Origin of the sequence: Lysobacter sp. CFH 32150, from assembly GCF_022758295.1 — a bacterium.
In the GTDB taxonomy this organism is placed as follows: domain Bacteria; phylum Pseudomonadota; class Gammaproteobacteria; order Xanthomonadales; family Xanthomonadaceae; genus CFH-32150.
In genome coordinates, this window is sequence record NZ_JALDWJ010000001.1 from 510878 (window position 1) to 530976 (window position 20099).

Genomic DNA, 20099 nt, shown 5'->3' on the forward strand with positions numbered 1-20099 from the left:
GTCGAGTTTACTTGACGCTGCCAAGCTGGAAACGCATCAGGATGACCTGATTGGCGAACTTGGCATTGTCCGGGCCAAGGCCCTTGCCCGGCGGCAGCACGACTTCCCAGGTCGAACCTTGCTGCATCAGCGGCAGGGTTTCCTTGAGCGCCGGGATCGGTGCTTCACCGGCCTTGAACGGCGCCGGCTGCTGGACGTCGCTGAGCGGCACGCCGACAGCGGCGAGGTAGCTCTGGAATGCAATGCCCACCGTGCTGGCAGTGGTCGGCTTGGCGCCGGTACCAGGCTGGACGACGCGGTACATGATGCCGCTCGGCAGCGTGACCACGCCCTGCTCGGCCTTGTACTTGGTGAGGAATTCAGCCGACTTGGCTTGGTTGTCGGCCAGCGCCTTCTTGAACGAGTCTTCGATCTTGGCCTGCACGCGGCGCTGGAACCCGGAATAGGCCGCCTCCAACTGCTGCTCGGTGTAGGCCGGCGGCTTCTTCCCGTAGGCGTCCTGCAGGCCCCGCACCACGGTGGCGATGTCGACCGGTTCGCCGGAGCGCGCCAGATCCTGGCCCAGCGAATAGCCGAACGCATAACTTGCGTGGTTCTTGTCGACTGCCGGTGCTGCAGTCGACGTGGCCGGCTTGGGAGCAGCGGGCTTGGCGGGTGCGGTCTGCGCCATGGCGGCGCCGGCGGTCAAGGTCAGTGCCGCGAGGGCGGCGACGGGCAAACGCAACTTCATTCGGAACAACCTCGCATTGAAAATAAGGCGGCCTGGGCCGCCTGGCAGAACGAAGCGGGTTACGCCGCCCCGAAGGAGTACGCCATCGGATGCCCTGAAACTGGGTGAACCAAATGGACGCGCTAGGATAACGGCCACCCGGCTTAACCGCCACTGACGACCTGGCCCTATGACCAGGACCGCACCGGTGAAGTTCCACGGCGGGCTTTTGCCGGGATTCCGGGACATTTCTCCCGTTTTATCTACCGAGACGCCATCGCATGTCCGAACCTACCCTGCTGCGCGCCGACCACGGCGCGGTCCGCCTGCTCACCGTCAACCGTCCCGACAAGCTGAATGCCTTGAACGTCGCCACCCTGGACGCCCTGCACAGGGCGTTCGATGAGGCGGCTGACGATGCGTCGGTTCGCGCCGTGGTGCTGACGGGCAGCGGCGCCAAGGCCTTCGTCGCCGGCGCCGACATCGCTGAGATGAACTCGCTCACGCCAGTACAGGGCCGCGACTTCTCGTTGCGCGGGCAGCGCATGATGCGGCGGGTGGAAAAGATGCCGAAGCCGGTCATCGCGATGCTTAACGGCTTCGCGCTTGGCGGCGGACTGGAACTGGCGATGTGCTGCCACCTGCGCATCGCAGCCGACACCGCCAAGGTGGGCCAGCCTGAAATCAACCTCGGCCTGATCCCGGGCTTCGGCGGCAGCCAGCGCCTGCTGCGCCTGGCCGGGCGTGCCGCGGCCCTGGAGCTGTGCCTCACCGGCGCACCGATCGACGCGGCGCGCGCGTTGCAGCTCGGCATCGTCAATCGGGTGGTACCTGCCGCGGAACTCGAAACCGAAACCATGAAGCTGGCGGCGCAGCTCGCCAGTGCCGCTCCGTTGGCCCTGCGCGGCATCCTCGACTGCATCAATGTCGGTGGTGAGTGCGGGATCGAGGAAGGGCTGGAATACGAATCCGCGCAATTCGGCCTGATGTTTTCCACCGCAGACATGCGCGAAGGCACGTCGGCGTTCCTCGAACGACGTAAGCCTGCGTTCAAGGGCGCGTGAACGGCACGCCCTGCCCGCTTTGCTCCTGCACGTGCACCGAAGGTGCTTCGGCGCATGCGATCCTGGCAGCGCTGGTTGCGGATGACCTCGACCGCGCGATCGAACTCGGTCTGCTGGCCAGCGACGGCTGCGCAGGCTGCAGTGACCTTTGTTCGCGAACGATGACCGCCGCGCGCGATGCACGCATGCGCGCATTGGCCGCGCGCGCGCGCTTCCGAGCCCGCGAAGCGCGCCTGCAACGTCGCTCGGACGAGCGCGCGAACAAACGCGCCACGAATCCGAGGCCTGTCGAAGGACGCGATACCGTCAGCGATGGTGGTACGACAAAAACGGCCTTGCCATCCGCTGCAGCCGCCGCGCTCGCGCGGGCCAAGGCCAAGGCTGCGGAGCGCGGTTCGCGATGACGGGGACCGCAAAGACGCGCCGCGGCAAGCAACTCACCGCCGCGGAAATCGCAGCGCTGTTCGCACGCCTGTCCGAACTCAATCCCAAGCCGACCACCGAACTCGAATACAAGACGCCATTCGAATTGCTGGTGGCAGTGATCCTTTCCGCACAGGCCACCGACGTCGGCGTCAACAAGGCGACGCGCAAGTTGTTCCCGGTGGCGAACACGCCCGAAAAGATCCTCGCGCTCGGCGAAGACGGATTGAAGCGCTACATCGCCACCATCGGCCTGTTCAACGCCAAGGCGGCGAATGTGATCGCGATGTGCCGGCAGCTGCTGGAACGCCATGGCGGCGAAGTGCCGTGCACCCGAGCGGAACTCGAAGCCCTGCCCGGCGTCGGCCGCAAGACCGCCAACGTGATCCTCAACACCGCCTTCGGCGAGCCCACCATCGCCGTCGACACCCACATCTTCCGCGTCGCCAATCGCACCGGCCTGGCGCCCGGCAAGGACGTGCGTGCAGTCGAAGAAGCCCTGCTCAAGCGGGTGCCGGCCCATTACCGGCAGGACGCCCATCACTGGCTGATCCTGCACGGCCGTTATGTCTGCAAGGCGCGCAAGCCGGATTGCCCGCAGTGCGTGATCCGTGACCTGTGCCGTTATCCGGACAAGACACTTTCGACAGGTTGAGTGCCGCGTCACCATTCGGTCATACCGACGAAATAAGACAGCAGAGCGGCGTTGTCACAATAACGAAAGATTCACGAACTACCCTGCGCGGCGTCCTCTCCAACAACGCCCGAAGGGCTCCGACCATGAAACTGTCCCGCCGCACTCTCTCCCTTGCGCTCCTCGCAGCGCTCGCCGCGCCGGCCGCGCATGCCGAAATCGCGCTCGACGTGATCGCCGATTCCGAAGTTTCGTTCGAAGGCCTGTTCCAGGCTGACGCCTACTGGTACGACAACGACATCATGAACCTGGATGCCGACGGCGCCGACGGCCTCGAGCACGACTTCGAGATGCGCCGCTCCGAAGTCATCCTCAAGGGCAAGGGCCCGGGCAACATCGAGTGGGTGATGGGCTACGAGGCCAAGGGCGACAAGTGGCTTGACGTCAACGCCAAGTACAAGTTCGGCAACAACGCGAACCACTTCATCCAGATCGGCCAGTTCAAGCAGCCGAACAGCCTGGAAGAGCTGGGCTCGACCCGCTTCAACGACTTCATCGCCAAGGCCAATGTCACCAACACCTTCGGCCTGGCTCGTCGCCTGGGCGCGCAATACCGCTACGGCGACGTCAACTGGGCGATCACCGGCAGCGTGTTCACCCGCGAACTGACCGAGCACCCGGCTCCGACGCCGCATGGCCCGGGCTACGGCGTGCGCGCCTACTGGGCGCCGGTCAACTCCGCCGGCAGCATCCTGCATCTCGCCCTGTCGCACATCGACTACGACACCTTCCAGGACAGCGCGCGGTGGCGTTCGCGCCCCAACGCCGACCTGTCCCAGCGCATCATCGACACGGGTTCGAGTGGCATCCGCAACGCCGACCGCGTCGCGACCACCGGCTTCGAGTCGTTCTGGGTGACCGGCCCGTTCAAGCTCCAGGCCGAGTACATGCAGAGCACGACCGACCGCTACGCCACGGGTTTCTCCGCGCAGCCGGGCGATGACTTCAAGGGCAGCGCGGGCTACATCAGCGCCGTCTGGAACGTGACCGGTGAAACCTGGACCTACAAGGACGGCACCTCGGTCACCTCGCTGCCGAGCAACCCCGGCCTGGGCATGTGGCAGCTGACCGCGCGCTACGACACGATGGACCTGAATGACGGTTACGTCGACGCGGCCGGCAAGGCCGTCGGCGTGCTCGGCGGCGAAATGGACACCTGGACCGTCGGCGTCAACTGGTACTGGCGTTCGAACTTCAAGTTCATGCTGAACTACGTCGCGGTCGACAGCAGCAAGTACATCGGCAAGACCAGCTCCACCTACTCGCTGGATCCGGCCTTCAACAACCGCACCTTCAACGGCATCGTCGACGACAACCCGAACATCCTCGAAGCCCGCATGCAGTTCTACTGGTAAACCGAATACTCCGATCAGGGACGGAGCCAGGGCGCGGCCTCAAAGCCGCGCCCTTTTTTATCCCTGAACCAATTGCCGCTTGTCACTTGGCTGTCACAAGAACAACGCAGAGTTGTCATCTGACCGTTATGAAATGCCCGGCAACCGGGCCATCCCCGTGTCGCATCCCCATCTGAGGAGTCCCTCCGTGTTCAACACGATCAAATTCCGCATCGCCGCCCTCGCGCTGGCAACGGCCTTCGCCGCCAACGCACAGGCTGCCGATGTCACCGGCGCCGGCGCTTCGTTCGTCTATCCGATCATGTCGAAGTGGTCGGCCGACTATGCCAAGGCGACCAGCAAGAAGGTCAACTACCAGTCGATCGGTTCCGGCGGCGGTATCGCCCAGATCAAGGCGGCGACCGTGGACTTCGGTTCGTCCGACGCCCCGCTCAAGCCGGAAGAGCTGGCCAAGTACGGCCTGGCCCAATTCCCGTCGGTGATCGGTGGCGTGGTACCGGTCATCAATGTGCCTGGCGTAGCCTCCGGCGCGCTGAAGCTGGACGGCGAGACCCTCGCCGACATCTTCCTCGGCAAGATCACCAAGTGGGACGACCCCCGCATCGTCGCCCTCAACAGCGGCGTCAAGCTGCCGGCCGGCAAGAAGATCACCGTCGTGCACCGTTCGGACGGTTCGGGTACCACCTTCAACTTCGTCAACTATCTGTCGAAGGTGAGCCCGGAGTGGAAGTCGAGCGTCGGTGAAGGCACCGCCGTGAAATGGCCGACCGGCATCGGCGGCAAGGGCAACGAGGGCGTAGCCGCCTACGTCAAGCAGATCGCCGGCGGCATCGGCTACGTCGAGCTGTCGTACGCGCTGCAGAACAAGATGGCCTACTCGCGCCTGAAGAACGCTGCCGGCAACTACGTCAACCCGAGCGACGAGACCTTCCAGGCCGCCGCCGCCAGCGCCGACTGGGCGAGCGCCAAGGATTTCTACCTGGTGATGACCAATGCCCCGGGCGAGAAGTCGTGGCCGATCACCGCCACCAACTTCATCCTGATGTACAAGCAGCCGAAGAACGCCGCCGGCGCCAAGAACGCCAAGGAATTCTTCGCGTGGGCCTATGCCAACGGCGATGCCCAGGCCAAGGCCCTGGACTACGTGCCGCTGCCGGATGCGCTGGTCAAACAGGTCGAGGCCTACTGGGCGGCAAACATGAAGTTCTGAGCCCCGGCTCAACGGTTGTCCAAAACACGGGCCTTCGGGCCCGTGTTTTTTGGTGGTTGCGACCTCGAAATATGAAGCCTGCTTGAGCCCTGTCATCCCCCTGTAACAAAAACATCATTTCATGGCGGGGTTCCGCGGGCACCCTGGCTGTTCTGGACGTCCGCTGTCGCATCCCATGTCCGGGAGCGCGCGAAAAAACATTACGGGATCCAATGAACGCCACCACTCTTCCCGCTCCTGCCAGCGAGACCCGTGACATCCGCGATGCCCGTGCCGACCGCGGCTTTCGTTGGCTGGTCACTGCCGCCGGTGCGCTCGTGCTGGTGTCGCTGGCCGCAGCCGCGTTTTCGATGTTGTGGGGTGGTCGCGAAACGTTCCAGAAGTTCGGCCTCGGTTTCCTATGGTCGGACGCGTGGGATCCGGTCGGACAGAACTTCGGGGCGCTGGTGCCGATCTACGGCACCCTGGTTACTGCATTGATCGCGATGATCATCGCGGTGCCGGTGAGCTTCGGCATCGCCATGTTCCTCACCGAGATCGCGCCCAAGTGGCTGCGCGGTCCGATCGGTTCCGCGATCGAATTGCTCGCCGGTATTCCTTCGATCATCTACGGCATGTGGGGTCTGTTCGTGCTCGTGCCGGTGCTGAGCGAGCACGTATATCCATGGGTCGACGCCCATCTCGGCCACCTCCCGCTGATCGGCTTTATTTTTTCCGGCCCGCCACTCGGCCTTGGCATGCTCACCGCTGGCCTGGTGCTGGCGATCATGGTGATTCCGTTCATCTCTTCGGTGATGCGCGAAGTGTTCCTCACCGTGCCGGGACGTTTGAAGGAGTCGGCTTACGCACTCGGCTCGACCAGGTGGGAGGTGGTGTGGGATGTAGTCCTGCCCTACACCCGCTCCGCGGTGATCGGCGGCATCTTCCTCGGCCTCGGCCGTGCGCTCGGCGAAACCATGGCAGTGACCTTCGTGCTCGGCAACGCGCATGAACTGACCGCCTCGCTGCTGATGCCCGGCAACTCGATCGCCGCGACCATCGCCAATGAATTCTCCGAAGCCGACTCCGAAGCTTATCGCTCGGCGCTGATCGCACTCGGCTTCGTGCTGTTCCTGGTCACTTTTGTGGTGCTGTCGGTGGCGCGCCTGATGCTGCGCCAGCTGGCGAAGAAGGAGGGCAACTGATGAGCGCGTCCCTCTATGGCGCACGCCGCGCCAAGAACCTGATCGCGCAAACGCTGGCGATCCTGGCGGCCATCTTCGGCCTGTTCTGGCTGGTGTGGATCATGTGGACAACGCTGACCAAGGGCATCTCCTCGATCAACCTCGCGTTGTTCACAGAGATGACGCCGCCACCCGGCGATGAAGGCGGCTTGCTCAACGCGTTCTTCGGCAGCGCGATCATGAGCTTGCTCGGCATCGTCATCGGCGCGCCGATCGGCGTGCTGGCCGGCACCTACCTCGCGGAATACTCGCAGAAGAGCTGGATCGGCGAGACCGTGCGCTTCGTCAATGACATCCTGCTGTCGGCACCGTCGATCGTGCTCGGCCTGTTCGTCTACACGCTCGTTGTCGCGCAGATGGGCCACTTCTCGGCGCTGGCAGGCGGCATTGCGCTGGCTTTCATCGTGCTGCCTGTCGTCGTGCGCACCACCGACGAGATGCTGCAGTTGGTGCCGTCGCAGATGCGCGAAGCGGCGCTGTCGCTGGGCGTGCCGCAATGGAAAGTGATCATGCAGGTGCTGTATCGCTCGTCGCTGCCGGGCATTGTCACCGGCATACTGCTGGCGCTGGCCCGCATCTCCGGCGAAACCGCGCCGCTGCTGTTCACCGCGCTCAACAACCAGTACTGGACCACCGACATCAACCAGCCAATGGCGAACGTGCCGGTGGTGATCTTCCAGTACGCCATGAGCCCCTACGAAAGCTGGCACACGCTGGCCTGGGCCGGCGCCTTCATCCTCACCTTATTCGTGTTGCTGGTCAGCTTGGTCGCTCGTGCGATCGTACTGCGCAACAAAATGACCCATGACTAATTTCCCTGGAACGCAGGCCATGAATGACGCCCGCCTCACCGTCGCCACACCTTCGCGCGACACGACTTTGCCGGTCGATGCGCCGGTGAAACTGGCCGCGCGCAACCTCGATTTCTACTACGACAAGTTCCACGCGGTTAAGAACATCAACCTGGTGATCCCGGAGAAGCGCGTGACGGCGCTGATCGGGCCGTCTGGCTGCGGAAAATCGACGCTGCTGCGCATCTTCAACCGCATCTATGCGCTGTACCCGAAGCAGGAAGCCCGCGGTGAAGTGCTGCTCGACGGCGAGAACATCCTCGACCCGAAGTACCCGATGAACCGCCTGCGCAGCAAGGTCGGCATGGTGTTCCAGAAGCCGGTGCCGTTCCCGATGACGATCTACGAAAACGTCGCCTACGGCATCCGCCACCACGAGCGCTTGTCCAAGGCCGACATGGACGCGCGGGTCGAGGAAGCCCTGCGCCAGTCCGCGTTGTGGGACGAGGTCAAGGACAAGATGAAGCAGAGCGCGCTGGGCCTGTCCGGTGGCCAGCAGCAGCGCTTGTGCATCGCCCGTGCGATCGCGCTGCGTCCGGACGTATTGCTGCTGGACGAGCCGACTTCGGCGCTCGACCCGATCTCCACCAGCCGCATCGAACAGCTGATCGAAGAACTGAAGCACAACTACACGATCATGATCGTGACCCACAACATGCAACAGGCCGCGCGCGTGTCCGACTTCACCGCCTTCATGTACCTCGGCGACATGATCGAACACGCCACGACCGAGACGATCTTCTCCAATCCCTCGAAGCAGCAGACCGAGGACTACATTACCGGCCGGTTCGGCTGAGCGAAGGATCGACGACATGAACAACACCCACGACCACATCGTCAAAAGCTACGACGAAGAACAGGGCCGCCTGCTCGGTGAGATCCTGCGCATGGGCGAAATGGCCGCCGCGCAACTGGAAGCCGCGCTGGACGTAGTCGAACGCCGGGACGACAAGGCCGCCGAACGCATCATCGCCAACGACGACGCGATCGACGCGCTCGAACAGGAAGTCAGCCACGACGTCATGCGCCTTGCACTGCGCGGACCGATGGCACGCGACTTGCGTGTGATCCTGGCCGCCTTGAAGGTCGCTTCCGACATCGAGCGGATCGGCGACTACGCGGCCAACGTCGCCAAGCGTTCGATGGCGCTGAACCTGGCACCGCCGCTGCCGCACACCCGCGGCCTCGGCGCCCTCGGCCGGCTGGCCGTGCAGCAAGTGCGCGACGTGATTGCCGCCTACCACGCCAAGGATGCCGACGCCGCGCAGCGCATCCGCGCCAGAGACGCCGAACTCGACACCCTCTATACCGGCCTGTTCCGCGAGTTGCTGACCTACATGATGGAGGATGCGCGCGCGATCACCCCGTGCACGCACCTGTTGTTCATGGCCAAGAACCTGGAACGCATCGGCGACCACGCGACCAATATCGCCGAGAACATCTGGTTCCTGGTCCACGGCGAAGACTTGTTACCGCCGCGTGAAAAGCGCGACGAGACCAATACCGCCGTCTGATCCCCTCCCCATCGGATCCCCCATCGCGGCCGCAGTGCTGGTCACAGCCTGCGGCCGCGGTCGTTTTCGCCGCCACTGCATCCGGGAATCGTCCAGCCGCGTATCTGTACGCAGGAATCAGGTGGGCCACATGACGAATGGCTCTGCCGGGCGCCGCCCCAGGCGTTAGCATTCCTGTTCGCTATCCCTTTCCACATGCGGGCTAGTACCCGCGCTATCGGAGGCAATCCCATGTCACACAGCAACAAGAAACCCGTCGCCATCGGCGCCGCTCTCGTCGGCGGCCTGATCCTGTCCGGTTCCGCGTTCGCCATGCAGCCGATGGCATCGGGCTACATGCTCGCCGGCACCAGCATCGCAGGCGACAAAGCTGCAGCTGAAGGCTCCTGCGGCGGCGACAAAGCCAAAGCCGAAGGCAAGTGCGGTGAAGGCAAGTGTGGTGGCGAGATGTTCACCATGATGGACACCAACAAGGACGGCATGGTGTCGCGCGCCGAGTGCCGCGCCCATCACGACGCCGAGTTCGACAAGGCCGATACCAACAAGGACGGCAATATCAGCAAGGCCGAAGCGGACGCCATGATGAAGGCCCACGAAGGCAAGTGCGGCGGCGACAAGGCCAAGACCGAAGGCAAGTGCGGCGAAGGCAAGTGCGGCGGCGAGCAGAAGGAAGGCTGATCCGGCATGAATGCCGTGCGTCCGCTCAGACCGGACACGGCCGGCCTCGGCTTGCGGCGCGCCCTTTTGGGCGCGCTGCAGGCGGCACCGGCTGGAGCATTCGATTTCCTTGAGTGCGCGCCGGAAAACTGGATCGGCGTCGGCGGCAAACTCGGCGCGGCGCTGGAAGAACTCAGCGCCCGCCATCCCATCACCTGCCACGGCCTGTCCCTGTCGCTGGGCGGCCCCGAGCCGCTGGATGAAACCTTCCTCGTCCGCGTGCGCCGTTTCCTCGAGCAACATCGCGTCGATCTCTACAGCGAGCACCTGAGCTACTGCAGCGACGACGGCCAGCTCTACGACCTGCTGCCGATCCCGTTCACCGATGAGGCCGTGCACCACGTCGCTGCGCGTATTCGCCGGGTGCAGGATGTACTTGGCCGTCGCATCGCGGTGGAGAACGTCAGCTACTACGCGGCGCCGTACCAGGCATTGGCCGAAGTCGATTTCGTCAACGCAGTATTGGCGGAATCCGACTGCGACCTGCTGCTCGACGTCAACAACGTCTACGTCAACAGCATCAACCACGGCTACGACGCGCGCGACTACATCGCACGCATGCCGACGCGACGCATCGCTAGTTACCACGTCGCCGGTCATTTTGATGAAGCCGACGACCTCAAGGTCGACACCCACGGCGCTGCGGTGAAGGATGCCGTCTGGGATCTGCTTGGCGAGGCCTATCGCCTGCACGGCGTGCACCCGACCTTGCTCGAACGCGACTTCAACTTCCCTCCGCTGCAGGTATTGCTGGACGAAGTCGATGCGATCCGACAGTTGCAGCACACCGCGATTCCCCACGCGGCGAGCGCTCATGGGTGAGCTCGGCGCACAGCAGTACGCGTTGGCGCGCCACGTACGCGATCCGGGCACGCACGCGCCACCACCCGGCATCGAGGACCGCCGCCTCAAGGTGTATCGCGAGTTGTTCTACAACAGCATCGAAGGTCTGCTGGCCGGCAATTTCCCGGTGATCCGCAAGACGCTCGCCGATGCCGACTGGCATGCACTGGTACGCACGTTTTATGCCGACTTCCGCTGTCGTACCCCGCTGTTCACCGAGATCGGCCGCGAATTCATCCGGTTTTTAGAGCAACGTGAACTGGAAGAACGCGAAGCACAGGCCGGCGATCCACCGTGGCTGCTCGAACTCGCACATTACGAATGGGTCGAACTCGCACTGCAGATCGCCGAAGACGAATTGCCGGCGCATGATCCGAACGGAGACCCGATCGACGGCATCGCGGTGTTGTCGCCGTTGGCCTGGGCGCTGGCTTATCGCTGGCCCGTGCAGCGGATCGGTCCTGGTTATCAACCGAGTGCGCCACCCGACGCGCCGACCCTGCTCATGGTGCGACGCGACCGCACTGGCGATGTGCATTTTTCGGAGCTCTCGCCGCTGCTGTATCGCCTGCTGGAGCTGATGCGCCATGAGCCCACGCCCAGCGGTCGCCAAGCATTGCAGGCCCTCGCCGCGGAAGCGCACGCCACCGATCTCACCCACTTCACGCTGGAAGGCGCGGCGATGTTGCAACGGCTGCGCGACGAAGGCGTGATCCTCGGTACCCGCGCCGCCTGATTACGCCGCTCTGTTAGGCTTGCGCGATGACGCAAGCCGAAACCACCGAAGCAACCACGCCGCCCTTCCGCAAGATGTGCGACCGCTTCCGTGGTTATTTGCCGGTCGTCGTCGACGTCGAAACCGGCGGCTTCGACTGGAACCGGCACGCACTGCTGGAAATCGCCGCGGTTCCGATCGACCTCGACGAAGCCGGCCATTACATCGTCGGCGAAGTGGCGAGCGCACACCTCATCCCCGCCCCTGGTACCGAGATCGATCCGAAGTCGCTGGAGATCACCGGCATCGACATCGATCATCCGTTTCGCCTGGCCAAGCCGGAAAAGGAAGCGCTTGACCACGTATTCACGGCGGTACGCGCAGCGGTGCGCAAGCACGGGTGCCAGCGCGCGATCCTGGTCGGGCACAACGCCCACTTCGATCTCAATTTCTTGAATGCCGCAGTCGCTCGGGTCGCGCACAAGCGCAATCCGTTTCACCCCTTCAGTGTGTTCGACACGGTAACGCTTGCTGGCGTCGCCTACGGTCAGACCGTACTCGCTCGTGCGGTGCAGGCCGCGGGCCTGGACTGGAATAGCGCAGACGCGCATTCGGCGGTGTACGACGCTGAGCGCACCGCGCAGTTGTTCTGCAGGATCGCCAACGCCTGGGTGCCGCCGCCCGCCCCTTGATCAGAGCGGTGGCCGCGCCTGTCGTGCCTTGAAGGTGCGCGCGATGCCGTAGGCGCTGATAGCCACCCACGTCGCTTCCAGCAGGAACACCGACACATTGAACTTGCCGAGCAGCGACACCAGCACGCCGCCGGCACCAAACAGATTCAATAATTGATAGACGATACCGGTGCCTGACAATCGGCCGGCCTGCAGCAGGAAGAACGCACCCAGCACCATCAGCGTGCCGAGCATGCCGATCCAGTCGTACCACTCGAGATTCAGTGCCATCGCCTGCCCCTGCCTGGATCAAGCCTGCCGTTGCCGGACGGCCTCAAACAGCGCCACGCCGGTCGCCACCGACACGTTCAAGCTTTCGAACTCGCCTGGCATCGGGATCTTCACCAACTGGTCGCAATGTTCCCGGGTGAGTCGACGCAAGCCATCGGCTTCGCCGCCTAGAACCAGGGCGACGTTGCCTTTGAGATCGAGCTTGTACAACGACGCTTCGGCATCGCCGGCAAGGCCGTAGATCCACACGCCCAGCTGCTGCAGGTCGCGCAGGCAACGCGCGAGGTTGGTCGCGCGGATCACCGGGATGCTGTCGGCGGCACCGGCCGAAGTCTTGCGCACGGTGGCGTTGACCTGCACGGCCTTGTCTTTCGGGATCACCACGGCGGTCACGCCGGCCGCAGCCGCACTGCGCAGACAAGCGCCGAGGTTGTGCGGGTCCTGCACGCCGTCCAGCACCAATACCAAAGCCTTGCCCGCTGCAGCTTCGATCAGGCCTTCGAGTTCGTGTTCGTCCCAGGTCTTGGCCGCGGCGTAACGCGCCACTGCGCCCTGGTGGCGCAGGCCGCCGGCAACGCCGTCGAGCGCCTGTTGCGCAACCCGGCGCACTTCGATGCCGACGCGGCGTGCATTGCCCTCGATCTCGGTGATCCGCGGATTCTTCCCGCCGGCCTCAAGCAGGATTTCACGCACGTTGTCGGCGTCGTGCTCCACCGCCGCCGACACCGCATTGATGCCGACGATCCACTGGCTTTGTTTGCTCATGAGCGAATTTTACCGGTACGGCTGCTTCTTGCGCTTGGCCGGCTGCCCGCGCGGCGGCAATGCCGGTTCCGCACCCGCCTCGACCAGGCGGAAATCGATGCGACGGTCCTCGACACTGGCCTTGAGCACCACGATCCGCACCCGGTCGCCCAGGCGGTACTCGCGACCACGACGTTCACCGACCAGCGTCTTCCGCACCGGATCGAAGTGGTAGTAGTCGTTGGCAAGCTGGGTGACATGCACCAGGCCGTTGACCTTGGATTCGTCCAGCTCGACGAACAGGCCGAAGCTGGTGACGCCGCTGATGGTGCCATCGAACTCGCCACCGACGTGCTGTTCCATCCATGCCGCTCGGTAACGTTCGTCGACCTCGCGCTGGGCCTCGTCGGCGCGGCGCGAACGCTCGGAGCATTGCAGCGACAACGCCGCCATCGCATGCGGCGAATAGGCGAACTGATCCGGCTTGCCTCCAACCAGTCCATGCTTGATCGCCCGGTGCACGAGCAGATCGGGATAACGGCGGATCGGCGAGGTGAAATGCGCATAAGCCTCGAGCGCCAGGCCGAAGTGACCGATGTTGTCCGGCGCGTACACGGCCAGCGACTGGCTGCGTAGGATCACCGACTCCAGCAATGCCGCGTCCGGACGTTCGCGGATTTTTTCCAGCAACGCACGGAAATCCTTCGGCTGCACCTTGGCATACGGCGGCATGCGCAGCTTGAACTCCTTGAGGAATTCCTCGAGGTCGGCGTACTTCGCTTCCGGTGGCTTGTCGTGGTCGCGATAAGGCGCGGGAATCCGCTTGGCGAGCAGGTACTTCGCGGCCTCGACGTTGGCCGCGATCATGCATTCCTCGATCAGCTTGTGCGCATCGTTGCGCTGGAGCATCCCGGCCTGGGTGACTTCGCCCTGCGGGCCCAGCACGAAGCGCACCTCGCTCGATTCGAATTCGATCGCACCGCGATGCTGGCGCGCCTTGTCGAGGATCCGGTAGAGCTGGTGCAGGCGCTGCACCTGCGGCAATAGCGGGCCGATGAAGGCCAGCGCCTGCGCCCGGTCTTCTTCCGGGATGCCCTCGCCGACTGCGTTCCAGACCTGCGTGTAGGTCAGGCGCGCGTGCGAGTTCATCACCGCTTCGTAGAACTTCGATTTGGTGACTTCGCCATCGCGGCCGACATGCATGTCGCAGACGAAGCACAGGCGCTCCACTTTCGGATTCAGCGAACAAATGCCGTTCGACAACGTCTCCGGCAGCATCGGCACGACGAAACCGGGGAAATACACCGAAGTCGCGCGCTTGGTCGCCTCATCGTCCAGCGGCATCCCCGGCCGCACGTAATGCGAAACATCGGCGATCGCGACCACGAGGCGGAAACCGTCGCGGGTCGGTTCGCAATAGACCGCGTCGTCGAAATCCTTCGCGTCCTCGCCATCGATCGTGACCAGCGGCAGCGCACGCAGGTCGACGCGCGTCGCGACGGTCGCGGCATCCACGGTCAACGGCACCGCCGTGGCTTCATCGATCACCGCTTGCGGGAATTCGTGCGGGATCTCGTGCCCGTGGATCGCCGCCTGCACCGCGAGGGACGCAGTGAGCTTGTCGCCGAGCACCGCCAGCACGCGACCGATCGGCGGCCGTTGCGTATCCGCTGCCTGGGTAATTTCGGCAACCACCAATTGCCCGTGGCGTGCATCGCCGGCGGCGTCCGGCGCGATCAGGAGGTTGCGCTGGATGCGGCGATCGTCGGGAATCACGTAACCGATGCCCGCCTCGACCGAATAGCGGCCGATCAAACGATTGAGCCGGCGTTCCAGCACCTCGACGATCGCGCCCTCGCGCCGCCCGCGCCGGTCCATGCCGGTGACACTGGCCAGCACGCGATCGCCGTGCATCGCCTTGCGCATCTCGAACGGCGGCAGGAACAGGTCGTCGCCACCGCCCGCGTCCGGACGCAGGAAACCGAATCCGTCCGGATTGGCAATCACGACGCCCGGGATCAGGTCCATCCGCTCGGCCGGGGCGAATGCGCCCCTGCGGTTCTGCAGCAGCTGGCCGTCGCGGACCATCGCCCCAAGGCGTTTGCTCAGCGCATCGAAGCGGTCGGGTTCGGCGAGCGCCAGTTTGCGCGCCAGGGCATCGATATCCATCGGGCCGTCGTCGGCGGCGAGGATCTGCAGGATCATTTCGCGGCTGGCGATCGGCTGCTCGTATTTCGCCGCTTCGCGTGCGGCATGTGGATCGCGGATGTTGTGATCTGAACGCGGGCCGCGTGCGGGGCCGGCTGCGGCTCGCGATGGCGGTGGTTCAGGCATCCAGCCCGGACGCTTGCTGGCGGCTTTCTTCGGGCCCGATTTGTGCGGCGCACCCTGTGTTCGTGAGGGGCCGGCCTTACCGGATGGCTTATCGCTGCGGCCTGAGCCGCGCTTGCTGGGGGTCTTGGGCATCGCGGCATGGTACCGCGCTCCCGTCAACGGCCCGTTGCTGTGCCCTGCGTTTTACAGCCGTGACGCAGTGCAGCATCGGGTTCCGGCGGCAGTCACTACACTACTTTGCATCGCACCATTTCCATGACTCCCATGCGCAAACGGGCCAAAGCGACTTCGGTCGACATCGCCTACCGGGCCGGCGTTTCGCAGGCCACGGTATCGCGCGTGCTGTGCGGCAGTCCGCTGGTCAATGCCGAAACGCGCAAGCGCGTCGAGGCCGTGGCGCGCGAACTCAACTACAAGGTCGACCGGCACGCCTCCAGCCTGCGGACCCAGCGTTCGGGCACGCTGGCGCTGCTGCTGTTCGAGGATCCGACGCCGGACGAGTCGCATATCAATCCGTTCTTCCTGTCGATGCTCGGTTCCATCACCCGTGCCTGCGCGCGCAACGGGCACGACCTGCTGGTGTCGTTCCAGCAACTCTCGGACGACTGGCACGCCGATTACGAGGACAGCATGAAGGCCGATGGCCTGATCCTGCTCGGTTACGGCGACTACGAGGTCTACCAGCACAAGCTCAAGACCCTGGTCGAACAGGGCACGCGGTTCGTGCGCTGGGGTGCGATCCTGCCGGGACAGCCGGGCGTATCGATCGGTTGCGACAATTTCCAGGGCGGCCGGTTGGCCGGGGAACACCTGATCGGCCTCGGGCACAGGCGCATCGCGTTCCTCGGTGGCGCATCGAGTCACTGCCCGGAGTTCCTGGAGCGTTACCGCGGTTGCGACGCAGCGCTGCACGGGGTCGGCGCCGCCATGGATCCCGATCTGCAGATCGACGCCGAAAGCTCGGAAGATGCCGGCTACGCCGCGGCACGCCAGCTGTTACGGCGCAGGCAACCGTTCGACGCGGTGTTCGCCGCCAGCGACCTGATTGCGCTTGGCGCGATGCGGGCGCTGACCGAACAAGGCCTGCGGGTGCCGGAGGACGTCGCGATCGTCGGATTCGACGACATCCCGACGGCGCGTTTCGCCAGTCCGCCGCTGACGACGGTCTTCCAGAACACCACCCGCGCCGGTGAACTGCTGGTCGAAACGCTGCTGAAGCTCGTGCGCGAGGAACCGGTCGAGAACATCATGTTGCCGGCAACGCTCGTGGTACGTCGCTCCTGCGGTGCCGACCAGGGCCGGTTGAAGCGATCGGCTTAGGGCTGTTAACGCTATCCGTCAGCGAGTGCGCCGCGCGCCGGCCATCGCAGGCGTGAGCGCAGCGCGCAGGCCCGCATCGGTCACTGCCGCGTCAAGCAGGAACACTTCCACCCCGTGCGCGGGCACCGTCGCCGACAACTCGCCGCCCTGCGTTACGTCCCGCACGCCACCGCCGATCGCGGCCCGCCATTGTCCCGCTTGCAGATAGTCGCGCACCGCGATCTGTGCCGGCGCATCGCCCTTGTTGAGCAGGACCAGCGCGATCTGGCTCACGCCTTCGTGCTGGTAGACGCGATAGAACACCGCCTCGTCGCCCTTGAACCGGACGTTGAGTTGCAGGCCTTTCTGCAACGCGGGCGATTGCTGGCGCAGTCGCGCGATCGTCCGCAACTGCTGGCGAATGGGATGCGTCCGCGCCGCGGCGATGCGTTCGACGCCGAAGTAGTTACGGTTACCGGCGTGTTCCGCGGTACCGCGTTCGAAGCCGATTTCCGACCCGTAGTAGATCACCGGGATGCCACGCGCCGTGAACAGGAAATTGTTGGCGTCGATGAAGCCTTCGTCCGTGGCGTCGAGCCGCGCCATGTCGTGGTTGTCGTAGAAGGTCATCAGGTCGTACGGATTCTGGTACGGGCCGTCTTGCAGGTACAGGTGCTCGGCGATGCGTTCGAAGCCGCCGCCCTTGCTGCCGAAGACTTCGGCAACGCGCTCCTTCAATGGAAAGTCGAGCACGCTCACGCCAGCGTTCTGCGGCCATGTGTGCTCTGCGATCTTGCTGGCGTCGTAGTCGAAGGCTTCGCCGAACATGAAGAAGCCTGGATGCTTCTCGCGGATCTTCCCGACGAACGCATGCCAGTACGAATGCGGCATCCACGGAATCGTGTCGATGCGGAACGCGGCCGCACCCTGGTCGATCCATTGCGAGTACGCACCGACGAAATACTCCAGCACGCGCGGATCGTTCTCGTTGATGTCCGAGAGCTGCGCCAGGCCCGGCTTGGTGTTGTAGAAAGCGTGCAACGGGTTGTGTTGCGGATCGAGCTTCTCGGGCGGTAGGTTCTGGTGATCGGCGATGAGCGTGCCGTCGCGATCGTAGATCTCGCCGTACTTCGGCTGGTCCTTGGGCATGGTGTAGGACGGCGAGCCGTGGTTGCCGACAATGTCGAGCACTGTCAGCAGGCCGTGCTGCTTGAGACCCGCGGTCAGGCCGGCGAAGTCCAGGTCGGGGCTCGGCAGGTGCTCATCGAGCTGGTAGAAGTTCACGCCCCAGTAGCCGTGGAAGCCGGTCTTGCCACGGTCGGTGAACATGCCGCCCCACTTCACCAGGTCGCCGCCGGTGAAGGCTTCGTCGGGATTGTCGACGATGGGTGTAAGCCATACCGCGCCGAAGCCCATGTCGTGGATGTAGTCGGCGTTGTCGAGCAGGCCTTTGAAGTCTCCTCCGAGATAGCCGACGTTGTCGCTCCTGCCCTTCGGCGCGCCCGGAACTGGACGGTCGAAACTGCGGTTGACTCCGCCCTGGTCGCGCTGATCGTTGGCCGGGTCGCCGTTGACGAAACGATCGGTGAGCACGAAGTACACCGCGTGCTCGGCGAACGGTTCCTGCGTGCCGTAGTACTCAGGCGCGGCAACGACGGGCGCAGGCGTCGCGACCGGCGCGCGATCCGTGCAACCAGCAACGAGCAATGCGCAGGAAATTGCGAGAAGTCGACGATCCATGCACATTCCTTATGGGTTGGCCGTCGCCGCGGCGACGTGGCGCAGCGGCTCGCGCACGCGCAGCACGCACAGGCCCGCGACTACCAGGCTGACGCCGCCGATCACCAACGCATAGATCGGCTCGCTGCCGAAGAACAGCTTGAGCAGTACGCCGAGCAGGCTGGCGGCGACCAGCTGCGGGATCACGATGAAAAAATTGAAGATGCCCATGTACACGCCCATCTTCCCGGCGGGCACGCTGTCCGACAGCAACGCGTAAGGCAACGACAGGATCGAGGCCCAGGCGAAACCGACGCCGACCATCGACAACAGCAGCCATTGCGGATCGCGGATCACCACGAAGGACAGCAGGCCCAAGCCACCCAGCGTGGCGTTGATCAGATGGCTGATGCGCAGCCCCCAGCGTTTCACCATCCATGGAATCACCATGGCGGCCAGCGCGGCGAAGCCGTTGTAGGCGGCGAACAGCACGCCAACCCAGTTGGCGCCTTCGTTGTACGCCGCGGAAGTCGTGTCGCTGCTGCCGTAATGCACGCCGGTCACCGCGGCGGTGGTGTAGATCCACATCGCGAACAACGCAAACCAGGAGAAGAACTGCACGACGGCTAGCTGCCGCATGGTCGGCGGCATGTCGTAGAGGTCGTCCATGATGTGGGTGAACGCACCATCGCCGCGCAGGTTCGAGCGGAGCAGCAGGGCGGCGCCGTAAGCAGTGATCAAGCCGGCAAAGATGTACAGCTGCTTGTCCCAACCCTGCCATGCCACGACTGAGATGCCGATAACACCGGTCAACAGCCACGCCAGCGCGTTGCGCCGCACCCGCGCGGGTTCACGTGGACGGCGCGACAACGGCGGCGCCTCGTCCCAGGCCTTGAGTGTTTCCGGCGGGTATTCGCGCGTGCGCAACACCGTCCAGCCGATCGCCAGCAACAGCACCGCGCCGCCGGCATAAAACGCGTACCGCACCGTGTCGGGGACCTCGCCGGGCGCGGCGGTGTTGGCCACGCCGAACTTGGCCAGCAACCACGGTAGCAGGCTGGCGACCACCGCACCCACGCCGATGAAGAAGCTTTGCATCGCGTAACCGCTGGCGCGCTGCTTGACCGGCAGCTGGTCGCCGACGAAGGCACGGAACGGCTCCATCGAGATGTTGATCGAGGCATCCAGGATCCACAGCAGGCCGGCCGCGATCCACAGCGACGGCGAGTTCGGCATGAAGAACAATGCCAGCGAGGTCAGCACCGCACCGGCGAGGAAATACGGCCGCCGTCGCCCCAACCCCGTCCAGGTGCGATCGGATAGGTAACCGACGATCGGCTGCACGATCAGGCCCGTCAACGGCGCCGCGATCCACAGGATCGGGATGTCTTCCATGCTCGCCCCGAGCGTCTGGAAGATCCGGCTGACGTTTGCGTTCTGCAATGCGAAGCCGAACTGGATGCCGAGGAAGCCGAAGCACATGTTCCAGATCTGCCAGAACGACAGCTGGGGTTTTGCGGACGCCTGCACTGCTGGTGTCATTGGGTGCTGCCTTTGATGAGCGCGTTCACGTACGGGGCTCTGACACGCGCATGTCGAACCCCGTCAAGAGCACATGGGATGGTACGCCGGCGTATGCGGTGAAGGTGCCATGCACACTGCTGAGGCGAGCCGGACCCATGTTAGTCAGCGGTGCACTTGCACAATGATTGTTGCAAACGTA

At 64.4% G+C, this 20099-nt stretch carries 20 protein-coding genes; 14 read left to right on the forward strand and 6 right to left on the reverse strand.

The annotated features are described in order from the left end of the window. Positions 1–7 precede the first annotated feature (7 nt). Positions 8–730 (reverse strand): FKBP-type peptidyl-prolyl cis-trans isomerase N-terminal domain-containing protein, encoded by a 723-nt coding sequence (locus MO486_RS02355; protein ID WP_242904246.1) that lies wholly within the window; start codon positions 728–730, stop codon positions 8–10. Between the two features lie 260 nt (positions 731–990). On the opposite strand from MO486_RS02355, the gene MO486_RS02360 reads away from it, so the two are divergent. From MO486_RS02360 to rnt, 13 genes are all read left to right on the forward strand, one after another. After that, complete coding sequence (locus MO486_RS02360; RefSeq protein WP_242904247.1) at positions 991–1773, forward strand: enoyl-CoA hydratase-related protein; 783 nt, start codon at positions 991–993, stop codon at positions 1771–1773. Further along, entirely contained in the window at positions 1770–2177 is a 408-nt protein-coding gene (locus tag MO486_RS02365; protein WP_242904248.1) for a hypothetical protein, read from the forward strand. Before MO486_RS02360 ends, MO486_RS02365 begins: the two co-directional genes overlap by 4 nt. Next, positions 2174–2851, forward strand: coding sequence for an endonuclease III (gene nth / locus MO486_RS02370; RefSeq protein WP_242904249.1), 678 nt, complete (start codon positions 2174–2176; stop codon positions 2849–2851). Before MO486_RS02365 ends, nth begins: the two co-directional genes overlap by 4 nt. A gap of 125 nt (positions 2852–2976) precedes the next feature. Next, positions 2977–4245 (forward strand): porin, encoded by a 1269-nt coding sequence (locus MO486_RS02375; RefSeq protein ID WP_242904250.1) that lies wholly within the window; start codon positions 2977–2979, stop codon positions 4243–4245. Between the two features lie 187 nt (positions 4246–4432). Then, positions 4433–5455, forward strand: coding sequence for a phosphate ABC transporter substrate-binding protein PstS (gene pstS, locus MO486_RS02380; protein ID WP_242904252.1), 1023 nt, complete (start codon positions 4433–4435; stop codon positions 5453–5455). Positions 5456–5667: 212 nt separating this feature from the next. Then, positions 5668–6639 (forward strand): phosphate ABC transporter permease subunit PstC, encoded by a 972-nt coding sequence (pstC, locus tag MO486_RS02385; protein WP_242904253.1) that lies wholly within the window; start codon positions 5668–5670, stop codon positions 6637–6639. Beyond that, positions 6639–7490: a phosphate ABC transporter permease PstA gene (gene pstA / locus MO486_RS02390; RefSeq protein WP_242904254.1), complete on the forward strand. Its 852-nt coding sequence runs from the start codon at positions 6639–6641 to the stop codon at positions 7488–7490. The genes pstC and pstA overlap by 1 nt, the downstream gene beginning before the upstream one ends. Before the next feature lie 19 nt (positions 7491–7509). Next, complete coding sequence (gene pstB, locus MO486_RS02395; protein ID WP_242904255.1) at positions 7510–8325, forward strand: phosphate ABC transporter ATP-binding protein PstB; 816 nt, start codon at positions 7510–7512, stop codon at positions 8323–8325. Positions 8326–8341: 16 nt separating this feature from the next. Continuing rightward, a complete protein-coding gene (gene phoU, locus MO486_RS02400; RefSeq protein WP_242904256.1) occupies positions 8342–9043 on the forward strand; it encodes a phosphate signaling complex protein PhoU in 702 nt (233 codons plus the stop codon). A gap of 231 nt (positions 9044–9274) precedes the next feature. Beyond that, positions 9275–9721 carry an EF-hand domain-containing protein gene (locus tag MO486_RS02405; RefSeq protein WP_242904257.1) on the forward strand — a complete coding sequence of 149 codons (447 nt, stop codon included), beginning with the start codon at positions 9275–9277 and terminating at the stop codon, positions 9719–9721. A 6-nt stretch (positions 9722–9727) separates the two neighbouring features. Further along, positions 9728–10582: a DUF692 domain-containing protein gene (locus tag MO486_RS02410; RefSeq protein ID WP_242904259.1), complete on the forward strand. Its 855-nt coding sequence runs from the start codon at positions 9728–9730 to the stop codon at positions 10580–10582. Beyond that, positions 10575–11339, forward strand: a complete 765-nt coding sequence (locus MO486_RS02415; RefSeq protein ID WP_242904261.1) for a putative DNA-binding domain-containing protein — start codon at positions 10575–10577, stop codon at positions 11337–11339. The genes MO486_RS02410 and MO486_RS02415 overlap by 8 nt, the downstream gene beginning before the upstream one ends. Positions 11340–11365: 26 nt before the next feature. After that, positions 11366–12010, forward strand: a complete 645-nt coding sequence (rnt, locus tag MO486_RS02420; protein WP_242904263.1) for a ribonuclease T — start codon at positions 11366–11368, stop codon at positions 12008–12010. On the opposite strand, the gene MO486_RS02425 is transcribed toward rnt, so the two are convergent. From MO486_RS02425 to rnr, 3 genes are read right to left on the reverse strand one after another with little or no spacing between them, the layout of a single operon-like run. Then, entirely contained in the window at positions 12011–12280 is a 270-nt protein-coding gene (locus MO486_RS02425; protein ID WP_242904265.1) for a hypothetical protein, read from the reverse strand. A gap of 18 nt (positions 12281–12298) precedes the next feature. Further along, positions 12299–13045: a 23S rRNA (guanosine(2251)-2'-O)-methyltransferase RlmB gene (rlmB, locus tag MO486_RS02430; RefSeq protein WP_242904267.1), complete on the reverse strand. Its 747-nt coding sequence runs from the start codon at positions 13043–13045 to the stop codon at positions 12299–12301. A 9-nt stretch (positions 13046–13054) separates the two neighbouring features. Further along, positions 13055–15490 carry a ribonuclease R gene (gene rnr, locus MO486_RS02435; RefSeq protein ID WP_242904268.1) on the reverse strand — a complete coding sequence of 812 codons (2436 nt, stop codon included), beginning with the start codon at positions 15488–15490 and terminating at the stop codon, positions 13055–13057. 132 nt (positions 15491–15622) lie between these two features. Between rnr and MO486_RS02440 the strand changes: the two genes are divergently transcribed. Beyond that, a complete protein-coding gene (locus MO486_RS02440; RefSeq protein ID WP_242904269.1) occupies positions 15623–16678 on the forward strand; it encodes a LacI family DNA-binding transcriptional regulator in 1056 nt (351 codons plus the stop codon). Positions 16679–16696: 18 nt separating this feature from the next. Here the strand turns inward: MO486_RS02440 and MO486_RS02445 are convergent, their stop codons facing one another. Both MO486_RS02445 and MO486_RS02450 read right to left on the reverse strand, forming a co-directional pair. Next, positions 16697–18397, reverse strand: a complete 1701-nt coding sequence (locus MO486_RS02445; RefSeq protein ID WP_242904270.1) for an alpha-amylase family glycosyl hydrolase — start codon at positions 18395–18397, stop codon at positions 16697–16699. A gap of 9 nt (positions 18398–18406) precedes the next feature. Then, the gene (locus MO486_RS02450) at positions 18407–19918 is read right to left on the reverse strand and encodes an MFS transporter (protein ID WP_242904271.1); all 1512 of its coding nucleotides are present in this window, start codon (positions 19916–19918) and stop codon (positions 18407–18409) included. Between the last annotated feature and the right edge of the window lie 181 nt (positions 19919–20099).